The following is a 20,390-nucleotide window of genomic DNA, read 5'->3' on the forward strand; positions in this document are numbered from 1 at the left end:
CGTTGACGCTAAATAATTCAAACCGATCAACTTCTAAACGTAAAAAAAAGGCTCGTCAAAAAGAGTCATCTCATAAGAAAAAAATAGCCTTATCAACGAAAATTTCAGTGAGTCTTTTGTGCTTAATGTTTATTGGAGTTGGTGTAGGAGCTAGTTACGCTAAAAAGCAGTACCAAAAAGTCGTAAACCAAGCAGTAGAAACCGGCTATCAATTAGCGGAAGAAATGAAAGAGTCTGATTTTGTGGCACTAACGCCTACAAGAGTATTGGATCAACAGGATCAGCTTATTCAAGAGTTTCGGTCTAAAAAATATGAATACCTTCCGATTGATAAAATGGATCATCATGTGTACGAAGCACTGATTTCCATTGAAGATAAACGTTTCTATCAGCATCAAGGAGTAGATATTAAAGGACTAGCTGGCGTTGCTGTGAATGCGGCTTTAGGAAAAGGGATGCGAGGAGCTTCTACAATTACTCAGCAGTTAGTTAAAAATATTTATTTAAGTGATGAAGTTACAGTTTCTCGTAAATTAACGGAAATGGTAATTGCCCAAAAACTAGAGGATCGTTACCCCAAAAAGAAAATTTTAGAATACTATTTAAACAATGTGTATTATGGCTACAATTGTTACGGGATTAATACCGCTTCTTTGTATTATTTTAATCAGTCAGTGAATGACATTACCTTATTGCAACAAGCGACTTTAGTGGGAGTGACTAACAATCCTACCCAATACGATCCCATTAAAGAGCCAAAAGCAGCTGAAGCAAGAGGAAAATTAATTTTAAGCTTAATGGCTGAACAAGGTTATTTATCAGAATCTGAGTTGCAAAAAAGTCTAAAAGAAACCTTGAAAACCCAAGTAAATACGAATGTTTTAGACAATCAGGTGAAAGACAATCAAGTGGCAGTTGCTATGGATTTTGCGACGAAAAAAGTGATGGCAGATAACGGTTTTAGATTTCAATATGAATTTAATACAGGAGAAGAACAGCAAGAGTATTTTGCTAGATATAACGAACGCTACAATGAAACTTATAATAAAGTGGTCAGTGGTGGCTATCAGATTAAAACCAGCATCAACCAAGACTTACAAAGAAAGTTACAACAACAAGTGACAGACATCATGTCTCCTTATACTGAAATAGACCCAGATACTCAGTTTTATACAAAACAAGCAGCTATGACAGTCATTGACAATCAAACAGGAATGATTGTGGCTAGTATTGGAGGAAGAGGAGAGGCTAACAATACGTATAACCGAGCTTCTTTAAGTTTAAGGCAACCAGGTTCAGCTATTAAACCGTTTCTTTCTTATGCTTATGCTTATGAACAAGGGTTATTAGAAACCAGTCAAGTGTCAGATGACCGACTTAACGCTAATTATCCTAACAATGTGTATTTAAAATCTATGGGGAATTTAACTTTAAGAAGAGCTTTAGCTATTTCATCTAACGTGGTGGCTTATAAGTTGTTACTAAATGTGGAAAATCCTTTAGAAAAATTAGCAGCGATGGAATTTAGTGGGTTAGATTACCGCGATAAAAACCCGATTATTGCGATTGGGGGCTTTACTATGGGGATTACCAATCAAGATTTAGCTGGGGCAATGGCTACAGTCGTCAATAATGGGAATTACCGAGAGCCTACGAATGTGGTGTCTTTAGTTGAAAATGAAACGGGTCGTGTGATTTATAATCACGAAAAAGCGCAAGAGAAGAAAATTTATTCAGATGATGTCAGTTACTTATTATTAGATACGATGAAAGGGGTAGTCACTGAACCAGGAGGAACTGGGGAAAGTTACCGGTTACCGAACTATCCTCACCTAGCAGTCAAAACAGGGACAACCGATCAAGCGAAAGACAAATGGTCAGTTGGGGCGACACCTTATTATTCTGTGGCTGTTTGGACAGGGTATGACACTCCTACTCCTATGGGCTTAGAAGATATTGACTCAGCTGCCATATTTAAACAAGCAATGGCAACCCTTATTGAAGGGAAACCTGTGATTGATTTTAACCGACCGTCTTCTGTTTATAAAGTCAATGATCAGTGGGTGACCTTAACCTCACAGCGGGAAGATGTGTTAAAAAATCGCCGCTTTGAAGATATTAAACAAAAATCCCAAGATAAAAAACAACTGGAAGACTACCGGTTAGCTGCAGTCAATCAATTGCCACAGGTAAATTTAACTAAACCAGAAGATTATAGGTATTTACAACAATTGATTGCTAACTTAGCTAACTATCCTTTAAAAGTTAGTGTGAATGCTTCTAACTTTAGTGTGATTGATCAAATGTACCGCTCTTTGACCCAATTTATTGGCTTATTATACGACAGTCAAGCCCAACAGGATTTAACCAATCAATTGGAGCAAGCCTATGCTAATAAACAAAGTGAATTAACCCAGCTACAAAATCAGGTCACAGCAGAACATGAAAGAGAATTAGCCCAATATGACTTAGCTCAGCTAAAAGAGAAAGAAAAAGAGAAAGATAAAAAAGAGAAGGAAAAAGAGTCTGACTCAGAAAAAAATTCATCAGACAAACCAAAAGATCAAGAGGATAAACCAAGTCGTCATGATTAGTAAAGAAAGTAGGTAGAGAGATGAATAAACAAAATTGGCGAGTGTTAATCTTGGTTTTTCTCCTGATTGTTGTGGCAGTTCTATTGGGGAAAGGTTACTTGAGTCATCAGGAAGAAGCAGATAAAAAGATTAAACAAACTAGCCGAGAAAATCAAGAACTATTAGATAATTTATTTATTGATAAAAAGCGGCACTATTTTAAAGAGGAAGTGACTGCTGAAAGCTTAGATGAACTAGCAGATAAAATAACAGAAGAAAAAAATAAGTTAGCTGACTTTAAACAGGATGTCACTACCCAAGAAAAAGTCAATAAGTTATTTAATCAACCAGGCCTTGTTGGAGATAAATTTAACGGAGATGTTTTTTTAAAAGAAAAAACGACAGAAGAAGATATCCAACAAGCTAGAGCTTTATGGGAAAAAAGTTCCGCTAAAAAAACTGAATGGGGGAAAACGATAGACACTCTGCTAACAATTGGTCACAAGCAGTGGGAGGCCATTCAGTCAGTGGAACAACAATTAAGCCAGTCATTCCATTCAGATGGTAGTTTAATCGGCACACTTAGTTCAGATGAGGTGAGTCAGTTACTACTAGATATGACAAAAGTTAACAATCAAAAACGTCAAAAAGAGTGGTTAAGCTTTTTAGAGGAAAGTATTCAACAAGAAGTGACGAAACAATTAGCTCGTGCAAGTGAAAACTTTGACCAAGTGATTCAATCTGAGGAGTATCAGCAAGATTTACGGGTGACTGAAGATTTAAAACAAAGTCAAAAACAAATTCAAGCGGCTAAGAAAAAATATGAGCAAGAGAAGAAAACCACAAGTGACAGTTCTTCTAGGGAAGACAGTGACTCTGATCAGGATGATAAAGAGAAAGAAGACAAAGATTCAGATTCTTCAGTAAAAGATGAGGATGACTAAAATAAAAAAAGAGGAAGGATGCAGGTGAAAACAAGACATAAGTGGTTCATTTTTTGGGGAGTATTGGCTAGTTTAATCGCTGTTTCAGTAGGAGTTTTTTTCTTCACCGATGTGGCAGAAATCAGAATTCCTTTTGAAAAAATAATTCCTCCTAAAGAAAAAGACCGAAAAAAAGTAACATATAATAAGGTGAAAAATTTAACCATTTCTCAGCAAGTTATTCAAACAGAATTACAAAAAGTAAGCGAGGAGTTGGCTACTTTAAATGAGGAGTTAGCTGGTACACCCGTTCATTCTTTACTCACTTTGTCTGATTTGACAAGTAAATGGCCGAAAAAATTTGCACTAGCAGATGAAAAAGAATGGCAGCCAGTTTTACGAGAATTAAGCTTAGTAGGTCAATCTAGTACCAGTCAAATTCATTCTATGACCCTGGTTGACTACCGGTTATATATGAATGCTAACAATGAACCTGAAACTGAATTAGGGGTGAATTTAAATATGATAACAGCAGATGACAGTTATCAAATTCTACCCTTAAGTTTAAGGAAAACAAGTGAGCCATCCTCTCTTCATTTAACCGTTAAACAATCTTTAGTAGAGCAAGATCATTTGTTTAAACCCATTACGCCACAAGATGAATTTTTAGAAATTGGTGATGGCTTAAATCAAATTAATCAGTTGTGCCAAGAGTACTCTGATCCAATGGTGTTTAAAGAAGCTGGGGGAGATAAGTTTAATCCTAATTATCCAGACTTTAAAAGTTTAGTGGCTCGTTTTACTTATGGGAATCAAGCAACCTATGAAGACTTATTTCAAAAAAGTAGAGGGAATTTAACGCGATTAGTTTATACAGGGGTAGATTTAACTAATGAGCCAGACGGGACAGCTATTTTTGAGTTGACTTTGCCGTTAGAAAAAGGGGAAGCTAATAAAATTTATTCCTTTAAATATAACCGGTTAGATACGGAGTCAGTGAAACTTGATTAGCTAAAAATGAGAAAAATGTCATAATGTGATGGTTTAATTAACACAAAATCTTTGTTTTGATGTATAATCTTATTTCGAACTAGTGAAATGATGTACAGACTTATATTTAACTAAGAGAAAGAAGTGGTATATATGACAATGACAGTCAATCAACAAGCCGTCCAATTATTGAAGGAATTATCTGAAGAGTTACCGGTTCAAACAGAAAGTGAGCAACAATTGGTTGCCCTAACCCATCAAGTTAGACGACAAATTGCTAAAGGAAACCGGCCACCTAATTTGTCATTACGCTCTTACTATCAAGGAGTTATTTGTAAGTTATTATTAGAAAAAATAAATTTATCAGAATCTGCTGAAACATTATTGACGATGATTAATCGTTTGGCTCATAACAAAGAGTTAAGCAAAGTAAGTTAGGAGGAAAAGTATGGCAGCAACATATGTGAGATTAGCCACCTTAGCTGATTTACCACAGATTATGACTATTATTGCTGAAGCTAAGGAGTTACTGAAAGAAGATGGAAGTAGCCAGTGGCAAGACGGAGAACCTAGTCGTGACACATTACAAGAAGACATTCACTTACAACACTGCTATCTATTAGTAGTTGGCAGTCAAATCGCTGGTGTGGCGGCTTTAGTAACAGAACCTGATCCAAATTATCAACAGATTGCTGGGGAGGGTTGGCAAAAACAGGGTCCTTATGCAACGATCCATAGAATCGCTATTTCTCCAAGCTTTAAAGGCCAGCATTTAGGTCGCTACTTTTTTTCTAATTTGTTGACCTTAGCCTATCAAAAAGGTTTTAGACAAATGAGAATTGACACTCATGAGATGAATATAAGAATGCAAAGTTTAATTCAAGCATTTGGTTTTTCTTACCAAGGGATTATTTATGTGTCACCTAATCCTGAAGGCAAACGGTTAGCCTATGAGTTAAGCTTATAAGTTAATGGAATTAATTTAAGGTAACTAGTAATATAAGACTAATTAAGTCATGTATTACTAGTTTTTTTATAAAGTAGAGATAAAAAAGATTTGTTAGAAAATGTTTTCTATTGAAAGAAAATATCGTAAAATAGAGAATAATTATATTGGAGGAGGAAAGCGATGATTGAAATAAAACAGCTTAGCAAGTCTTACGGGGATAAGGTAGCTCTTAACCAGTTAAACTTACAGATTAACCAAGGAGAAATTTTTGGCTTTTTAGGCCATAACGGTGCAGGTAAGTCCACCACCATTAAAACTTTAGTGAGTATTATAGAACCAACTAGTGGGGAGATTGTGATTGATGGACTAGATTTGGCTACTCACCGGGAAACTATTAAAAAGAAAATCGCCTATGTACCAGATACACCAGACATTTTCTTACAATTAACGGCCAGTGAGTATTGGGATTTAATTGCAGTCGCCTATGAAATTAAGGAAGAAGCTAAAGTAGCTAAATTAACTGAATTAAGTCAGTTATTTGCGATGACAGCTCATCAAGATGAAACTCTAGCTAGTTTTTCCCATGGTATGAGACAAAAAACCATCTTAATTGGGGCTCTTTTAGCAGATCCAGATATTTGGATATTAGATGAACCACTACAAGGGCTAGACCCACAAGCGGCCTATGATTTAAAAGCGATGATGCAAGCTCATGCAGATAAAGGGAAAACAGTTATTTTTTCAACTCATGTTTTAGACACAGCTCAACAACTATGTGATAATTTAGCCATTTTAAAACAAGGGGAGTTACTTTATAACGGGTCAGTTGACACCCTTCTTGAAAGTTCACCAGGTGAAAGATTAGAAGATATTTACTTGAAAATGGCAGGCAGACAGGCAGATAATCAACCAACTGAGCAGACTGAACAGTTGGAGGAGATTAGCCATGAATAAGCAGCATATCACCGCCTTAACAGCAGTTAATTTACGTTATGCTAATCCTCAAGTCACAGATAAACTAAGAAAAAAAGGAAAAAAAGGGAAAAAGCTAACTCAGTCATTAGCCAATCAATTTCTTTTTTCTGGCCTTATTTTTTTAGGGATTTACGGCGTAACCATGGTTTTAATGGACTTTAGTAAAATGCCAGGCTTTTTCACTTATTATGTAGCCCTTTTTTCTTTACTAGCTTTTTCCCAAGGCATTTCAGTTATTTACAATGTGTTTTTTGAAAGCCAAGATCTACAAGCTTACTTGTCTTTACCTTTTCGGCAAACAGAAATTTTTTTAGCTAAAAGCTTAGTGGTAGCTATCACTATTTTACCTTTCGTCTTTCCTATGTTAGTAGTCTTTCTACTCACAGGGTTTCGCTCAGGAGTGTTTTTACCTGTGACGATTGTGATTTCCCTCCTTTTATTTATATTAATTTTAGCGATTGTGTTTAGTTTGAGTAGTTTAGTTGTCTTTGGCTTAACGAGAACTAAATTTTTTCATGAACATAAAAAAGTGGTCACTAGTTTATTACTGGTGATTTCGATGGTGCTAACGGTTTTAGGAATTATTTTTATGAGTAACCAAAATACTCAAAGTGGCTTGAATCAATTAGATCGAGTGCCGATTCACTTTTTATTACCTATTTACCGGATAGCTAGTGCTCCCTTGTCTAAAACCGGACTTGTGGCACTGGTTAGTCTATTAGCTTTCTTTTTAGCCTTACTTTTGGTGATCAAAGGCTTAATTTTACCTCATTTATATGATCAACTAACTAGTGCGTCTATGGCCAAAGGGGAAAGCAGACGGTTACATAAAACCGGTCAAAACTTATCTCAGTTATTACGGATGTATAACTTACAACTTGTTAAAGATCCTAACTTGTTAATGCAAGTGATAGCTAGTTCCTTTTTAATGCCAGTTGTTTTTATTGTGAGTTTTGCATTAGGTGGCTCGGTTAAGTTAAATCATATTGATCCTCACTTAATCGGAGTGGTGTTTGGAGTAGGCTTAGCCCTAGCTACTATGACAACTAATGCCACCTCATTTATTAGTTTGTTAATCTCTTTAGACCAAGAAAATTTTAATTTTATTCAGTCTTTACCTATCTCTATGTCTAATTATTTGCGGACTAAATTTCGTTTAGGTTTTGCTATGCAGCTCCTTCTTTCTGGAAGTTTAGCGTTAGTAGGTGGCTTAGTCTTTCGGTTACCAGTGATTTTTATAGTCGCTTTGTTACTGGGAAATAGTTGGGGTACTTACTTACTCAGCCATCGTTATTTTGCTAGAGATTACCGTCTACTTCTTTTAGAATGGACCAATGTGGCTCAATTGTTTACAAGAGGAGCTGGGAATAAAGGTTTAGTGTTCAACATGTTTGGTAGTCTATTAGGGAGTACCATTGTATTAGTTCTTTACGGAATAGGGAGTATGAGCACTTACTATAAACTGGTTAATCTAGTGGCAGTCTTCGTCTTACTAATAGGAAGTGGCTTATGGCTACGTTACTATCAAAAGAAATTTTGGCAAACATTTCAGTAAATAAAAAAAAGACACCTAAAGAAAAAATCTTTCGGTGTCTTTTTATTCATTAAGCATTTAACGCTTCTGCCATAGACTTAGCAAAGGTTTCTAAATGTTCAATGTCATCTTCTTCAGCAGCTAGATCCACTTTAACTGAATCTGCCCCTTTTTTAGCTCCTGTTTTAAGGAAAGCTTGTTCAAAATCATCAACAGATTTACAGAAGAAGTCGTAGAAAGTATCTCCTGAACCAACTACTCCAAAGATTTTTCCGCTTAAATCAAGTTCTTCTAAATCTTCATAAAAGTCTACGATTTCGTCAGGTAAATCTCCTTCACCATAAGTGTAAGTTGCTACGATACATAAATCAGCGTCTTCAAATTCATCTGCGTCTACTTCAGTACATTCATGTTGTTCAACATCAATGTCATAATTTTCTAAGGCTTCTGCTACAATATCGGCAATTTCTTCTGTATTGCCTGTTAAACTAGCATAGACTATTTTAGCTACTGCCATGTTTAATCGCTCCTCTCTTTATTTCACTTATATTATAACAGAACCTAAATTGATTGGAAACTAGTTTACAAAGGGATTGTCATTGGATAATTAGAAAGCTTGTGATAGAATATAAGAGATTTTGAAAGAAGGAGTGGAAAAGATGATTTCAATTAAATCAGAACGAGAAATTGAAGCAATGGAGAAATCTGGAGCTTTACTTGCTGAGGTTCATCACCAATTGCGTGATTTTATAAAACCAGGCATCACAAGCTGGGAGATTGACCAATTTGTAGATAATTACATTACAGAACATGGAGGCTATCCGGCTCAAAAAGGGTTTGAAGGCTATGAATATGCTACTTGTTGTAGTATTAATGATGAAATTTGTCACGGATTTCCTCGTAAAAAAACTTTAAAAAATGGTGACCTAATCAAAGTGGATATGTGTATTGACTTAGATGGAGCGATGTCTGACTCTTGTTGGTGTTATGTAGTAGGAGAGTCTACACCAGAAATTGATCGCCTAATGGAAGTGACACGTAAAGCTCTTTATTTAGGGATTGAACAAGCGCAAGTAGGTAACCGAATTGGCGATATTGGCCATGCGATTGAAACGTATGTAGAAGGGGAAGGTTTTTCTGTTGTTCGTGATTTTGTCGGTCATGGTATTGGACCAACCATTCATGAAGATCCAGCGGTTCCTCACTACGGTATTCCCGGGAAAGGTGTTCGACTAAAAGAAGGCATGGTCATTACCATTGAGCCGATGGTTAACACAGGTACTTGGAAAATGAAAATGGATGACAATGGTTGGACAGCTAGAACCCAAGACGGAGGATTAAGTTGTCAATATGAACATACTTTAGCAATTACTAAAGAAGGCCCCCGTATTTTAACGAGTCAAGGTGACCAGTAAAAAGTTTCTTGAACAAGTGAGGACAGCTATGAAACAAGCAGATAATCAGGAAGATTTATCTCAAAAGAAAAAATGGCAAGTGGTTTTTCATGCGGCACAAATTCGTATGACAGGTGCTGAAGTCACGACGTCTTCAGCGGCAATTGCGTATTATTTACTTTTGTCTTTATTTCCCCTAGTCATTGCAGTCGGAAATATTTTGCCTTTTTTAGACATTGATCCAGAATTAGTTTTGCCTTATATTGCGGCAATGGTACCTAGAAATGTTTACGAGCTATTAGAGAGTACCATTCGTTCCTTGTTACAAAATACAAGTGGTAGCTTGTTGTCTATTTCAGCATTAGCTACTTTATGGGCGGCTAGTCGTAGTATTAATGCTTTACAAAATTCCCTAAATAAAGTGTTCGGGGTTAAAAAACGGCGAAATATGGTGATTACTCGCTTATTTTCTTTTGTCGCTGTCTTTTTCTTTTTAATGGCAGTAGTGTTTGTGGCTATGTTTTTCATGATAGGTCAGTATTTAATAGAATACTTAACGCCTATTTTTAACATACCTGAAAGTATTCAAGGCATGTTTGGCACATTAAGATGGCCTGTTACTACTATTACCTTATTTGTAACGTTGTTTATTATTTATTCAGCTTTACCGAATGCTAAAGTTCGGCTATGTTCGATCTTACCTGGGACGATTTTTGCTACAGCAGGTTGGATGATTTTAACTCAACTGTTTGGGTTATATACTCGCTTTTTTTCTAAAAACATTACTAGTTATGGTTTAATTGGTAGTTTTATTGTGTTTATGTTGTGGTTGAATTTTGCAGCAACGGTGATTATTCTAGGGGGCATTATTAATGCAGTCTGTGAGATGACTATTTCTGGCAAGATTGAACCTAGACATCCTTCGATTGAAAGTATGACTAAAAGAGTGTTTGGAAAATTTAGAAAAAAATTCTAGGTCTTATATAAGAAAAAATCCTGAGCCAATTAAACTGGCTCAGGATTTTTTTAGGACGGAGAGTCTTCCGACTGAGAGGAGGACTCATCAGTATCTGCATCTGGCTTGTGTTGTTTTTTTTGACAACTAGCCATATCTTTATTTTCTTTGTAACATTCTCGGTAATGCTTACTCCCTATGTAGCTTATCACATGTAAGAGAGGTTGCCGGTTAGGGCCTACTAATCCAATCAGTTCCACAAATAATTCAAGACCTAATAGAAGAATGATGGTCAGAAGGACGGCTCCCCAAAAACTAGTGTAATTATAAACGAGAGCGGTAAATGAAAAAATTAAAGCTAATCCGTAAATAGTAAGCACGGCTCCTCGGTGAGTAAATCCCATAGACAACAGACGGTGATGTAAGTGCATTTTATCCGCTGAAGAAATAGGTTTATTGTTGACTTTTCTTCGGATAATAGCGTAAAGAGTATCTGTAATAGGAACACCTAAAATCACTAAAGGACTGATAAGAGATATAAAGGTAACTGTTTTAAGCCCTTGTAAAGACATAACAGAAATCATAAAGCCTAAAAATAAAGCACCAGTATCTCCTAAAAAGATTTTAGCTGGATGGAAATTGTAAGGGAAAAACCCAGCAATACATGCGACTAAAATAAAAATCGTTAAGGTAATGTGGAAATCGGTACGTAAAATAAAAAAGTTAGCAATGATTCCCATAGTTGTTAGAGCAATCATGGAAACACCAGAGGCTAAACCATCTAATCCATCAATTAAATTAACTGCATTAGTAATCGCTGTAATCCATAAAAGTGTGACAGGTAAACTAAAAATACCTAAATTTAATTCACCAAGAAAAGGCAATTGAAAATGTTCTAGTCGGATGTCTGCCCAAAAGTAAACAATGAGGGCCGCAATTAAAATCCCGATTAATTTCTTTTTTGGTGATAACTCTTTAACATCATCAATGACACCTGTTAAAACAATGACCGTACTGGACACGATAATAGGTAAGATATAGTCAAAGGGAATAAAGGGCCGAAACACGATTAATGTTGCTAGGACAAAGGTCAAGTAAATCGCTAAACCTCCCATAGTGGGCATAACGGTTTTATTAACCCGCCTAGGACCTGGTTTATCTGTTGCCCCAATTTTAAAGGCCAACATACGGACAAGTGGGGTTAAAATGACCGCAATAAATAAGGTTAGGAATAACCGGATGATTAATCCTAAAACACTATTATTCATATAGAAACCTACTTTCTGTGTGACTTCTTTTACATTATACAAATGAACTTATTAAATTACAAATAAATCTTAAGTAATTTACTAAAACTAAAGGATTTCTACTTAGGAAATTGCGGAAATTTTCAGGAAAATTAGCTAAAACATGGTAATTTTTGTAAAAAACTAGAACTAAGCTAGTTTTTTCAAAAAGAATAGTGTAGAATGAAACAGATGAATTTTAGAAACATTATCCAAACAAGCAATTGAAAGGATGCCGACCTCATTGGAAAAAAAGAGAACAAGATCAAGTAGACATTCAAAACCGAAAAAAAGATTCTGGCCTACCTTACTTAAAGGAACGATTATTGTCGCTTTAATGGCCGTAGTAGCTGTCCTAGGTTACGGAGCTAAATTACTAACAGATGCAGAAGATTTAATGATAAACAACTATCGTCCTCGTTCAACTGCTAATGGAGAAAACACTAATGATAAGATTATCCCAAGAAAAGATCCTTTTTCTATTTTATTATTAGGAGTCGATGATAACGACGAACGTGAACTTGGCTCAAACCGAACTGACACGATGATTTTAGTCACAGTCAATCCTAAAAATTCTCACATCAGTATGGTTAGTATCCCAAGAGATACGTATACTCATATTGAAGGAAAAGATTATGAGACTTACGGGAAAATTAATTCTGCCTATACAGTAGGAAAAGAAGAGTCTTCTATTAAAGCAGTGGAAGAATTAGTCAGTGTTCCAGTTAATTTTTATGTAACAGTAGACTTTGAAGCCTTTGAAAAAATTGTGGATGCGTTAGATGGCATTGAAGTGAAAGTTCCAGTAGAAATTCATGAAGCAAATGCAGAAGTCACTAAAATGATCCACTTAAAACCAGGAAAACAAACGTTAAACGGCGAGCAAGCTTTAGCTTTTGCTAGAACACGTAAAATCGATAATGACATTAAACGTGGCGAACGGCAACAAATGGTTGTAGAAGCAGTCATTCATAAAGCGATGCAAGTAGGTTCTATTGGGAAATATTCAGAAGTATTAAATTCACTAAACAATCATTTTTGGACAGATATGAATAAAGATACCATGATGCAAATTGCTAAATCTGGTTTTACTAATGATTACAAATTTAAATCTTATACTTTCTCTTGGATGAGTTTTAATTATGAAGGTCAAAGTATGGTAGGACTACATGAAGATAGTCTGGAGTATATTAGCCACAAATTAAACGTTGAACTAGGAAATGAAGAAGAAGATGAAAGAGATCAAGAAGATTACGTGTTTGAAAGTAATAATCAGGTTAGCTATAAAACATACCCATCTTACGGTGCGGTAGATGATTATTAATTGGTTTAAAAAATTATATTAACAGTCATAAACTGACACATCAAGAATCATCCTTGATGTGTCAGTTTTTTTAGTATGAGGAAGTAAAATTTTCCTTAAATTAGAAGAGATAACTAGAGTTAGATTTATTTTATTTGGAAAAATTCATACAACAAAATAGATTTATGGTATAATAATAACTGATTTTCTAAAGTAAACGAGGAAGAAGATGCCATGAAGATTTTAATTGTCAGTCAAAGTTTTTATCCAGATCATTTTAAAATAAATGAGCTGATCAAAGATTTTGCTAAAGCAGGCCATGAGGTTACCGTACTAAGTGGTCTTGGTGATTATACCACCGGAAAAGTACATCCAAATTATCGTTTTTTTAGAAACCGGACAGAACAGTATAACGGTTGTACAGTTAAACGAGTTCGAACGATTTCTAGACGAACGGGTCCCATTTTTAGATCATTAAACTATTTATCTTTTTGGTTTTTTGGTTCTATCTGGGCTTTTTTTGCGGCAAAAAAATTTGATATGGTTTATGTGTATCAACCTTCGCCAGCAACGATGATTTATCCAGGGATTACGGCAGCTAAAAGAAGTCAGGCGCCGCTGTTAATTTATTGCTTGGATATTTGGCCAGAAGCCGTTAAAGCCATGAGTATTCAAGAAGAGTCTATGCCATTTCGCATGATTCATAAATTAAGTACCCATGCTTATCAACAAGCCTCTTTTATTTTAGTTAGTTCACAATCCTTTTTAACCTATATGCATGAGGTGAACCACATTCCTTATGAAAAAATGGCCTTTTTACCTCAACACGCTGAGGATAGTTTAGAAATACCGAAAGAGATACCGATTTCTATTCAACAAGCCAAACATAATTTTGTCTTTACAGGCAATATTGGTTATGTGCAGGATATTGAAACGATTATCAAAGCAACGGCATTAGTTCCGAAAGACTATGACTTTAGAGTACATATTGTAGGAGACGGATCTAACTTAGCCACCTGTCAACAATTGGCTAAAGAACTTCAACTAGAAGAAAAAGTCGTTTTTTACGGACGACAACCTTCTCATTTGATGCCAGTTTTTTATGACATGGCAGATGCTTGTTTGTTAACGTTAAAATACGAAAATAAAATTGGGCTGACTATTCCAGCCAAACTTCAAGGCTACATGGCTGCAGGGAAACCTGTGCTAGCAGCCATCGAAGGAGATGCTAAACAAGTCATTAAAGAGGCTGACTGCGGCTTATGCGTAGCTGCTTCTGATGAACAAGGCTTAGCCGATGGATTGGTTCAGTTTATGGCCTATTCCCCTCAAGAGTTAAAACAAATGGGGGAAAACGCTAAGACTTATGTAGCCGCTCATTTTACGAAAGATACATTCGTTACAAAAACACTTGAAACGATGAAAAAGCTCGTTCGAAAAAAAGGGAGTCATGACTAATGGAAGAATCAATATTTAAAGACCGAACACTACTAATTACAGGAGGAACAGGTTCTTTTGGGAATGCTGTGTTAAAACGTTTTTTAGACACAGACATTAAAGAAATTCGTATTTTTTCTCGTGATGAGAAAAAACAAGATGATATGCGTAAACATTATAAAAACGATAAAATCAAATTTTATATTGGAGACGTTCGTCAAATTGAAAGCATTCGTCAAGCTATGCGCGGGGTGGACTATGTGTTCCATGCGGCTGCCTTAAAACAAGTGCCTTCTTGTGAATTTTTCCCAATTGAAGCGGTAAAAACGAATGTATTAGGCACCGATAATGTATTGACTGCAGCCATTGATGCTGGGGTTAAAAAAGTTATTTGTCTCTCAACAGACAAAGCAGCTTATCCAATCAATGCGATGGGAACCTCTAAAGCGATGATGGAAAAAGTCTTTGTAGCTAAATCCCGTAATGTTGATCCTAAAGATACCTTGATTTGTGGAACACGTTACGGCAACGTAATGGCCTCTCGTGGCAGTGTGATTCCATTATTTGTGGAACAATTAAAAGCCGGCCAACCTTTAACCGTAACTGAACCAAATATGACTCGGTTTATGATGAGTTTAGCAGATGCGGTTGATTTAGTATTATTTGCTTTTGAACATGCTGGTCAAGGAGATATTATGGTTCAAAAAGCGCCAGCTGCAACTATTCAAGTCTTAATGGAGGCTCTACAAAAAATCTTTGGCACAAATGTTCCAGTCAGAGAAATTGGGGTTCGTCACGGAGAAAAAATGTATGAAACCCTTCTAACAAAAGAAGAAGCAGCCCACGCTGTGGATCAAGGCGGTTTTTACCAAGTTCCAGCAGATAAACGAGATTTAAACTACGATAAATACTTTGTCAAAGGTAACACAGAGTACAATCAAATTGAGGAATATAATTCAGATAACACTCACCGGTTAGATGTCGATGAAATGATTGAGATGTTAATGAAACTAGACTTTATTCAAGAAGAATTAGCTGACTGGGGGAAATAACATGCAAATTTTAGTCACAGGAGCTAATGGCTTTGTAGGTAAAAATTTAGTGACTCAACTAAAAAATGCAGGGTACACAGATATTACTACCTTCACGAAGGAAAACACATTAGAAGAATTAACTAAGTTAACGGCTACATGTGATTTTGTTTATCACCTAGCAGGAGTTAACCGGCCAAAAGACACTCAAGAGTTTTTTGAAGGAAATGGTACGTTGACGGAACAACTGATTGCTTGTTTAGAAGCCAATCAAAATATTGTTCCTGTCATGTTGTCTTCTTCTACTCAAGCAACTCTAGGGAATGATTACGGTAAAAGTAAATGTCAAGGGGAACAAGTGGTTAGAGAATACGGCAATAAACATCAAGTTCCTGTGATGATTTACCGCTTTCCTAATATTTTTGGAAAATGGAGTCAGCCTAACTATAACAGTGCCATTGCTACATTTTGTCATCAGGTTGCTAGAGATTTGCCTATTCAGGTGAATGATCCAGCCGTGGTGATGCAGTTAGTTTATATTGATGATGTGGTGGCAGAGCTTATCCGTTGTCTGACAGGGGATGAACTAAGACAAGGAGAATTTTGTTACGTGCCAACAGTTCATACTCAAAAATTAGGCTGGATAGCCGAAACCATTCAGTCCTTTAAAGAAACGAGAGAAACTAGAGAAACGCCATTTATGGGAGATGCTTTGACTAAAAAGTTATACAGTACTTATCTTAGCTTTTTACCAGAAAATGCTTTTTCTTATGAGTTAAAAATGAATGTGGACCAAAGAGGTTCTTTTACCGAATTTCTTAAAACAGTAGATTATGGCCAAGTTTCGATTAATATTTCAAAACCGGGTATTGTCAAAGGCAATCACTGGCATCATACGAAAAACGAGAAATTTTTAGTGGTTTACGGAAAAGGGGTTGTGCGTTTCCGTAAGATTGAAACAGATGATGTGATTGAATACCACGTAAGTGATGAAAAATTAGAAGTCGTAGATATTCCAGTAGGCTATACCCATCATATTGAAAATCTTGGAGACACAGACATGGTAACGGTAATGTGGGCGAATGAACCATTCGATCCAGAAAATCCGGATACTTATTATTTGGAGGTTTAATTGTGAGTAAATTAAAAGTAATGACGATTATTGGAACACGTCCAGAAATTATTCGACTTTCTGCGACAATCAAAGCATGTGACAAATATTTTGACCATGTGCTTGTACATACAGGACAAAACTGGGACTATACTTTAAACCAAGTCTTTTTTGATGACTTAGGTTTACGTCAACCAGATTATTTCTTAGAAAGTGTAGGAGATAATCTAGGAGCGACTATGGGAAATATTGTAGCTAAAAGTTATGAAGTTATCGCTAAAGAACAACCTGATGCATTGCTTGTTTTAGGTGATACTAACTCTGCCCTTTCAGCGATTAGTGCTAAACGCTTAAAAGTGCCAATTTTCCATATGGAAGCAGGTAACCGCTGCTTTGATCAAAATGTGCCAGAAGAAATTAACCGAAAAATTGTGGATCACATTTCTGATATTAACTTACCTTATACTGAGCATTCTCGTCGCTACTTATTGTCAGAAGGTTTCCGTAAAGAACATATTTATGTGACTGGCTCTCCTATGCAAGAAGTATTAAGAGATCATTCAGCAGCGATTGATGCTAGTGATGTGTTACAACGTTTGAATTTAACTTCTGGTCAATATATGATTGTTTCTGCTCACCGAGAAGAAAATATTGATAATGAAGAAAACTTTATGAGTTTAATGGCAGCTATTAACCGAATTGCGGAAAAATATCAAGTGCCAGTTATTTATTCTACTCATCCAAGAAGTCGTAAATTTATCGAAAAACGTCACTTTGAATTCCATCCACTAGTCAAAACTTTAGAGCCATTTGGATTCTTAGATTATAACCACTTACAAAAACATGCGTTATGTGTGTTGTCAGATAGTGGCACATTATCAGAAGAAAGTGCTATGTTAGGATTTACTGGGGTACTACTGAGAACTTCAACTGAACGACCAGAAGTGTTAGACAAAGGTTCTGTGGTCATTGCAGGAATTGAAGGAGAAGACGTAGAACAGGCAGTGGAATTAGCAATAGCTATGGCTAATAATCAAGAAGAAATAGTGATAGCACCAGATTATGAAGATACTAATGTTTCAGTTAAAGTCGTGAAGATCATTCAAAGCTATACTAAAATTATTAACCAAGTAGTTTGGAGAAAACATTAAACAAAGCGTTATACATAAATAAATTAAAACAAGTTCGATGATGTTTAATCATTGAACTTGTTTTTTTTTTGTATAAAAAGCAGGTTAAATATTAAAATTTTTTAAAGAAAAGCCTACTTTTTTCAAAAAAAGCTGATAAATAGAATTTTTTATGAATTAATTTTTAAAATATACTAGTTATTTAATAAGAGCTGATTTAATAAGAAGAAAAAAGATACATAACATATATAATTTAAAAGCAACTAATAATAAGTAGGTTAAGGCTTATCCACTAGCTATTTTTATAAAAAATAATAATTATTTCACAAACGTAATTTTTATGAAAATAAATATAAATTTATTATATTTCACTTATATTATGTAAGTAAGTGTTTTTTTATACTAAACTGACGTGATTTGTGTCAAAAGAGTGTAATAATTACAAGGTGATACTGTGTATACTTAATATAAGGAAAATAAATAACGTTGTTTATTTGTGAAAACAAGGAGGTGGGGGCATGTGATAAAAATAAATTTATTAGCTAGGTTTAAACAAGTCGGCGTTGGTTTTTTGATGTTAGTGACAGTGTTTCTAGTTAGTTTAATTGGTTTCAGTCAACCTTCATTAGCAGCTGTCACAGGTAGTCCAACTATTCCTAAAGGCGCTATCACATTAGGCAATTTATTTGCACCACCTAATGGAAAGATAACTATTGAAACAATTCAAAATTCGAATGAAAATAATGGGCTACCTTACTCACTGCTTTCTTTATCTGGAAGAGGGAATTGGGCATCTATATGGGCAAATGAGCGTTACCGAATGGATTTTAATCAATCTTTTAACGGAAGAATGTATATTAATCTGGGAATTAACCAAGCAGATGGATTTGCCTTTGTCATGCACAATGATTCTAACGAAACTAAGGCTTCAACGAGTAGTAAGGGAGATCCTGACGGGCAAAACTTAGGTGTTTACGGAAGAAATGCTAGTAAATATATTGATAATGTTATTAGTAAGGACGAAAAGTATACACCTGAAGATACAGCTATTCAAAATTCAGTTGCTATCGAATTTGATACATATGTCAATGGAACTTCTGGAAGTGCACAATTTGACGTAGACCCAAGTATTTCTGGTAAACAACTAGAAGTTCCGCACATGGCTTATGCTTTTCCTGGAAATTTAAATAAGAGCTATAAACCTTTAACCGTGGATAATAAGGATGCTTCTGATTGGTTTTATACTGAGTGGTTTAAGACTAAAACTAGGAATGCTCGTCTAGTTCATGAAGGGTATCGAAAACTTAATACAGTTGTGGGAGATAATGTTCAAGATGGTACTTGGTATGAGTTTCGTTATAACTTTGATAAAAATACCCATCAATTTAGCTACTATTTAAAAAATCCCGTTACTAATAGTCAAACGACTGTGGTGAATATACCTTGGGCTGATTTGCAGTCAGAACTAAAATTAGCGGAACATGATAATAAAGCTTATTGGGGATTTACAGTAGCTAATGGTGCTTCAGCAGGAGAAACTAAATTCGTCTTTACCCAAGTTCCAGTTGATTTAGGAGCTAGTTTGTCTAATGATGTAGCTAGAGAATCTGATGATTCTGTTGCAGTGGAAGAGGACGCTCCTTTAGCAGATAAATTTTTAAAAGCAGGAGAAAAGGGTATATTTAAAAGTCATTTTATCGTTAATGAAGGGGAAGCAGATATTCATATAAGTAAGTGGATGGGGTATCTAGATCCTAAATATATCCAGTTGACTAACAATGATTCTATTACAAATATACAAGTAGTTAAAAATGGCCAGACTAATGAGCCAATCGGTGGTACAGCAACAGTTAATCCGACAACTGGAGAAGTTCAAGTCACTCTTTCTTCCCCTATATTATTAAAGGTAGGAGAGGAACTTAATCTACACTTTCAGGCAAAAACTCATGACAGTATAACCACCCCTGTTCAAACAACCTTTTATAGTAACTTAATCGGTACGGAAGTCGGCTCACAACAGGCAAACACCTTTTCTAGTAATCCTGTTTACTACTGGATTAATAAAATGAATGAACCACCTGTGATTACTCAATTAGTGCCAGATCCAAAGGAAAGTTTTACAGATTATACAGATACCTTTGGCTTAAAGTATAGCTATGAAGATTTAGATGCTCAGATAAATGAATTAACTTATCAATTATTGGTTAATGAGAAAGAAGTAGCTAAAGGTGTATTAGAACAACCTAAAGCTACTGATATCAGTTGGCAAGACCAAGCTCCAATTGATTTATTAGATCCTAATACCCTTTATCATTTAGGAGAAAACCAAATGAAATTAATTGTAACAGACGGTTCTGGAGCAAGTGATACTAAAATTAGTCACTTTACAGTAGAAGGTTATCAAGGGTTTGAAGAATTAACCACAGATTATACTTGGAAGTATGCAAGAAGTAGCTTAACCTCTGAAAGAGAAAGCAAAGCTAGACAAGCAGAAATGAAAATCAAGCCAAGAGATACTCGAACTAAAAATAGTCAAACAAGGGTGACCATGACTATGTCAGATATTACTGACGGTCAAGGAAAAGTGATGATTCCTAAAGAAGAATTTGTCTTTAAACAAGCAGGACAGGAAGAAAGTCTTGGGGAGGTTCAATTTCAAGTCAACCAGTCCTACACCTATGATGCCGCTAACGGGTTATTATTACGCTTATCTAATCAAGATCAACCTGGTTTGTGGCAAGGAACTGTTACTTGGAACTTTATAGATGCGCCTTAGAAAGGAACGTCACCAAAACACCT

Annotated in this window: 17 protein-coding genes; 15 read left to right on the forward strand and 2 right to left on the reverse strand. The window is 35.6% G+C overall.

The window, feature by feature from the left end; genetic code table 11:
* The first annotated feature begins 2 nt into the window (after positions 1-2).
* From C7P63_RS01675 to C7P63_RS01705, 7 genes are all read left to right on the forward strand, one after another.
* Positions 3-2,594, forward strand: coding sequence for a transglycosylase domain-containing protein (locus C7P63_RS01675; RefSeq protein ID WP_125942425.1), 2,592 nt, complete (start codon positions 3-5; stop codon positions 2,592-2,594).
* Positions 2,595-2,614: 20 nt separating this feature from the next.
* Positions 2,615-3,517 (forward strand): hypothetical protein, encoded by a 903-nt coding sequence (locus C7P63_RS01680; RefSeq protein ID WP_125942426.1) that lies wholly within the window; start codon positions 2,615-2,617, stop codon positions 3,515-3,517.
* A gap of 24 nt (positions 3,518-3,541) precedes the next feature.
* The gene (locus C7P63_RS01685) at positions 3,542-4,507 is read left to right on the forward strand and encodes a hypothetical protein (RefSeq protein ID WP_125942427.1); all 966 of its coding nucleotides are present in this window, start codon (positions 3,542-3,544) and stop codon (positions 4,505-4,507) included.
* A gap of 132 nt (positions 4,508-4,639) precedes the next feature.
* On the forward strand, positions 4,640-4,924 hold the full coding sequence (locus tag C7P63_RS01690) for a hypothetical protein (RefSeq protein WP_125942428.1): 285 nt from the start codon (positions 4,640-4,642) through the stop codon (positions 4,922-4,924).
* 10 nt (positions 4,925-4,934) lie between these two features.
* Positions 4,935-5,453, forward strand: coding sequence for a GNAT family N-acetyltransferase (locus C7P63_RS01695; RefSeq protein ID WP_125942429.1), 519 nt, complete (start codon positions 4,935-4,937; stop codon positions 5,451-5,453).
* A gap of 162 nt (positions 5,454-5,615) precedes the next feature.
* Positions 5,616-6,389, forward strand: coding sequence for an ABC transporter ATP-binding protein (locus C7P63_RS01700; RefSeq protein WP_125942430.1), 774 nt, complete (start codon positions 5,616-5,618; stop codon positions 6,387-6,389).
* A complete protein-coding gene (locus C7P63_RS01705; RefSeq protein WP_125942431.1) occupies positions 6,382-7,965 on the forward strand; it encodes an ABC transporter permease in 1,584 nt (527 codons plus the stop codon). The genes C7P63_RS01700 and C7P63_RS01705 overlap by 8 nt, the downstream gene beginning before the upstream one ends.
* A 49-nt stretch (positions 7,966-8,014) precedes the next feature.
* Here C7P63_RS01705 and C7P63_RS01710 read toward each other — a convergent pair whose 3' ends face one another.
* On the reverse strand, positions 8,015-8,461 hold the full coding sequence (locus C7P63_RS01710) for a flavodoxin (RefSeq protein WP_125942432.1): 447 nt from the start codon (positions 8,459-8,461) through the stop codon (positions 8,015-8,017).
* 142 nt (positions 8,462-8,603) lie between these two features.
* Between C7P63_RS01710 and map the strand changes: the two genes are divergently transcribed.
* Positions 8,604-9,359: a type I methionyl aminopeptidase gene (gene map, locus C7P63_RS01715; protein WP_125942433.1), complete on the forward strand. Its 756-nt coding sequence runs from the start codon at positions 8,604-8,606 to the stop codon at positions 9,357-9,359.
* A 28-nt stretch (positions 9,360-9,387) separates the two neighbouring features.
* On the forward strand, positions 9,388-10,314 hold the full coding sequence (locus tag C7P63_RS01720) for a YihY/virulence factor BrkB family protein (protein WP_125942434.1): 927 nt from the start codon (positions 9,388-9,390) through the stop codon (positions 10,312-10,314).
* Between the two features lie 50 nt (positions 10,315-10,364).
* On the opposite strand, the gene C7P63_RS01725 is transcribed toward C7P63_RS01720, so the two are convergent.
* Positions 10,365-11,561, reverse strand: coding sequence for a glycosyltransferase family 4 protein (locus tag C7P63_RS01725; RefSeq protein ID WP_125942435.1), 1,197 nt, complete (start codon positions 11,559-11,561; stop codon positions 10,365-10,367).
* 262 nt (positions 11,562-11,823) lie between these two features.
* Here C7P63_RS01725 and C7P63_RS01730 point away from each other — a divergent pair, with 262 nt between their 5' ends.
* The 6 genes from C7P63_RS01730 (at position 11,824) to C7P63_RS01755 (ending at position 20,367) form a co-directional block, all read left to right on the forward strand.
* Complete coding sequence (locus tag C7P63_RS01730; RefSeq protein ID WP_165863744.1) at positions 11,824-12,903, forward strand: LCP family protein; 1,080 nt, start codon at positions 11,824-11,826, stop codon at positions 12,901-12,903.
* A 213-nt stretch (positions 12,904-13,116) separates the two neighbouring features.
* Positions 13,117-14,340, forward strand: coding sequence for a glycosyltransferase family 4 protein (locus C7P63_RS01735; protein WP_125942437.1), 1,224 nt, complete (start codon positions 13,117-13,119; stop codon positions 14,338-14,340).
* 11 nt (positions 14,341-14,351) lie between these two features.
* On the forward strand, positions 14,352-15,371 hold the full coding sequence (locus tag C7P63_RS01740; protein WP_125943052.1) for a polysaccharide biosynthesis protein: 1,020 nt from the start codon (positions 14,352-14,354) through the stop codon (positions 15,369-15,371).
* Between the two features lies 1 nt (position 15,372).
* Positions 15,373-16,482 carry a polysaccharide biosynthesis C-terminal domain-containing protein gene (locus tag C7P63_RS01745; RefSeq protein ID WP_125942438.1) on the forward strand — a complete coding sequence of 370 codons (1,110 nt, stop codon included), beginning with the start codon at positions 15,373-15,375 and terminating at the stop codon, positions 16,480-16,482.
* 2 nt (positions 16,483-16,484) lie between these two features.
* On the forward strand, positions 16,485-17,612 hold the full coding sequence (gene wecB / locus C7P63_RS01750) for a non-hydrolyzing UDP-N-acetylglucosamine 2-epimerase (protein WP_125942439.1): 1,128 nt from the start codon (positions 16,485-16,487) through the stop codon (positions 17,610-17,612).
* Between the two features lie 499 nt (positions 17,613-18,111).
* Positions 18,112-20,367, forward strand: coding sequence for an L-type lectin family protein (locus C7P63_RS01755; RefSeq protein ID WP_125942440.1), 2,256 nt, complete (start codon positions 18,112-18,114; stop codon positions 20,365-20,367).
* The last annotated feature ends 23 nt before the right edge of the window (positions 20,368-20,390 follow it).

The sequence above is a fragment of the Vagococcus humatus genome (genome assembly GCF_003950325.1).
GTDB lineage: Bacteria > Bacillota > Bacilli > Lactobacillales > Vagococcaceae > Vagococcus_C > Vagococcus_C humatus.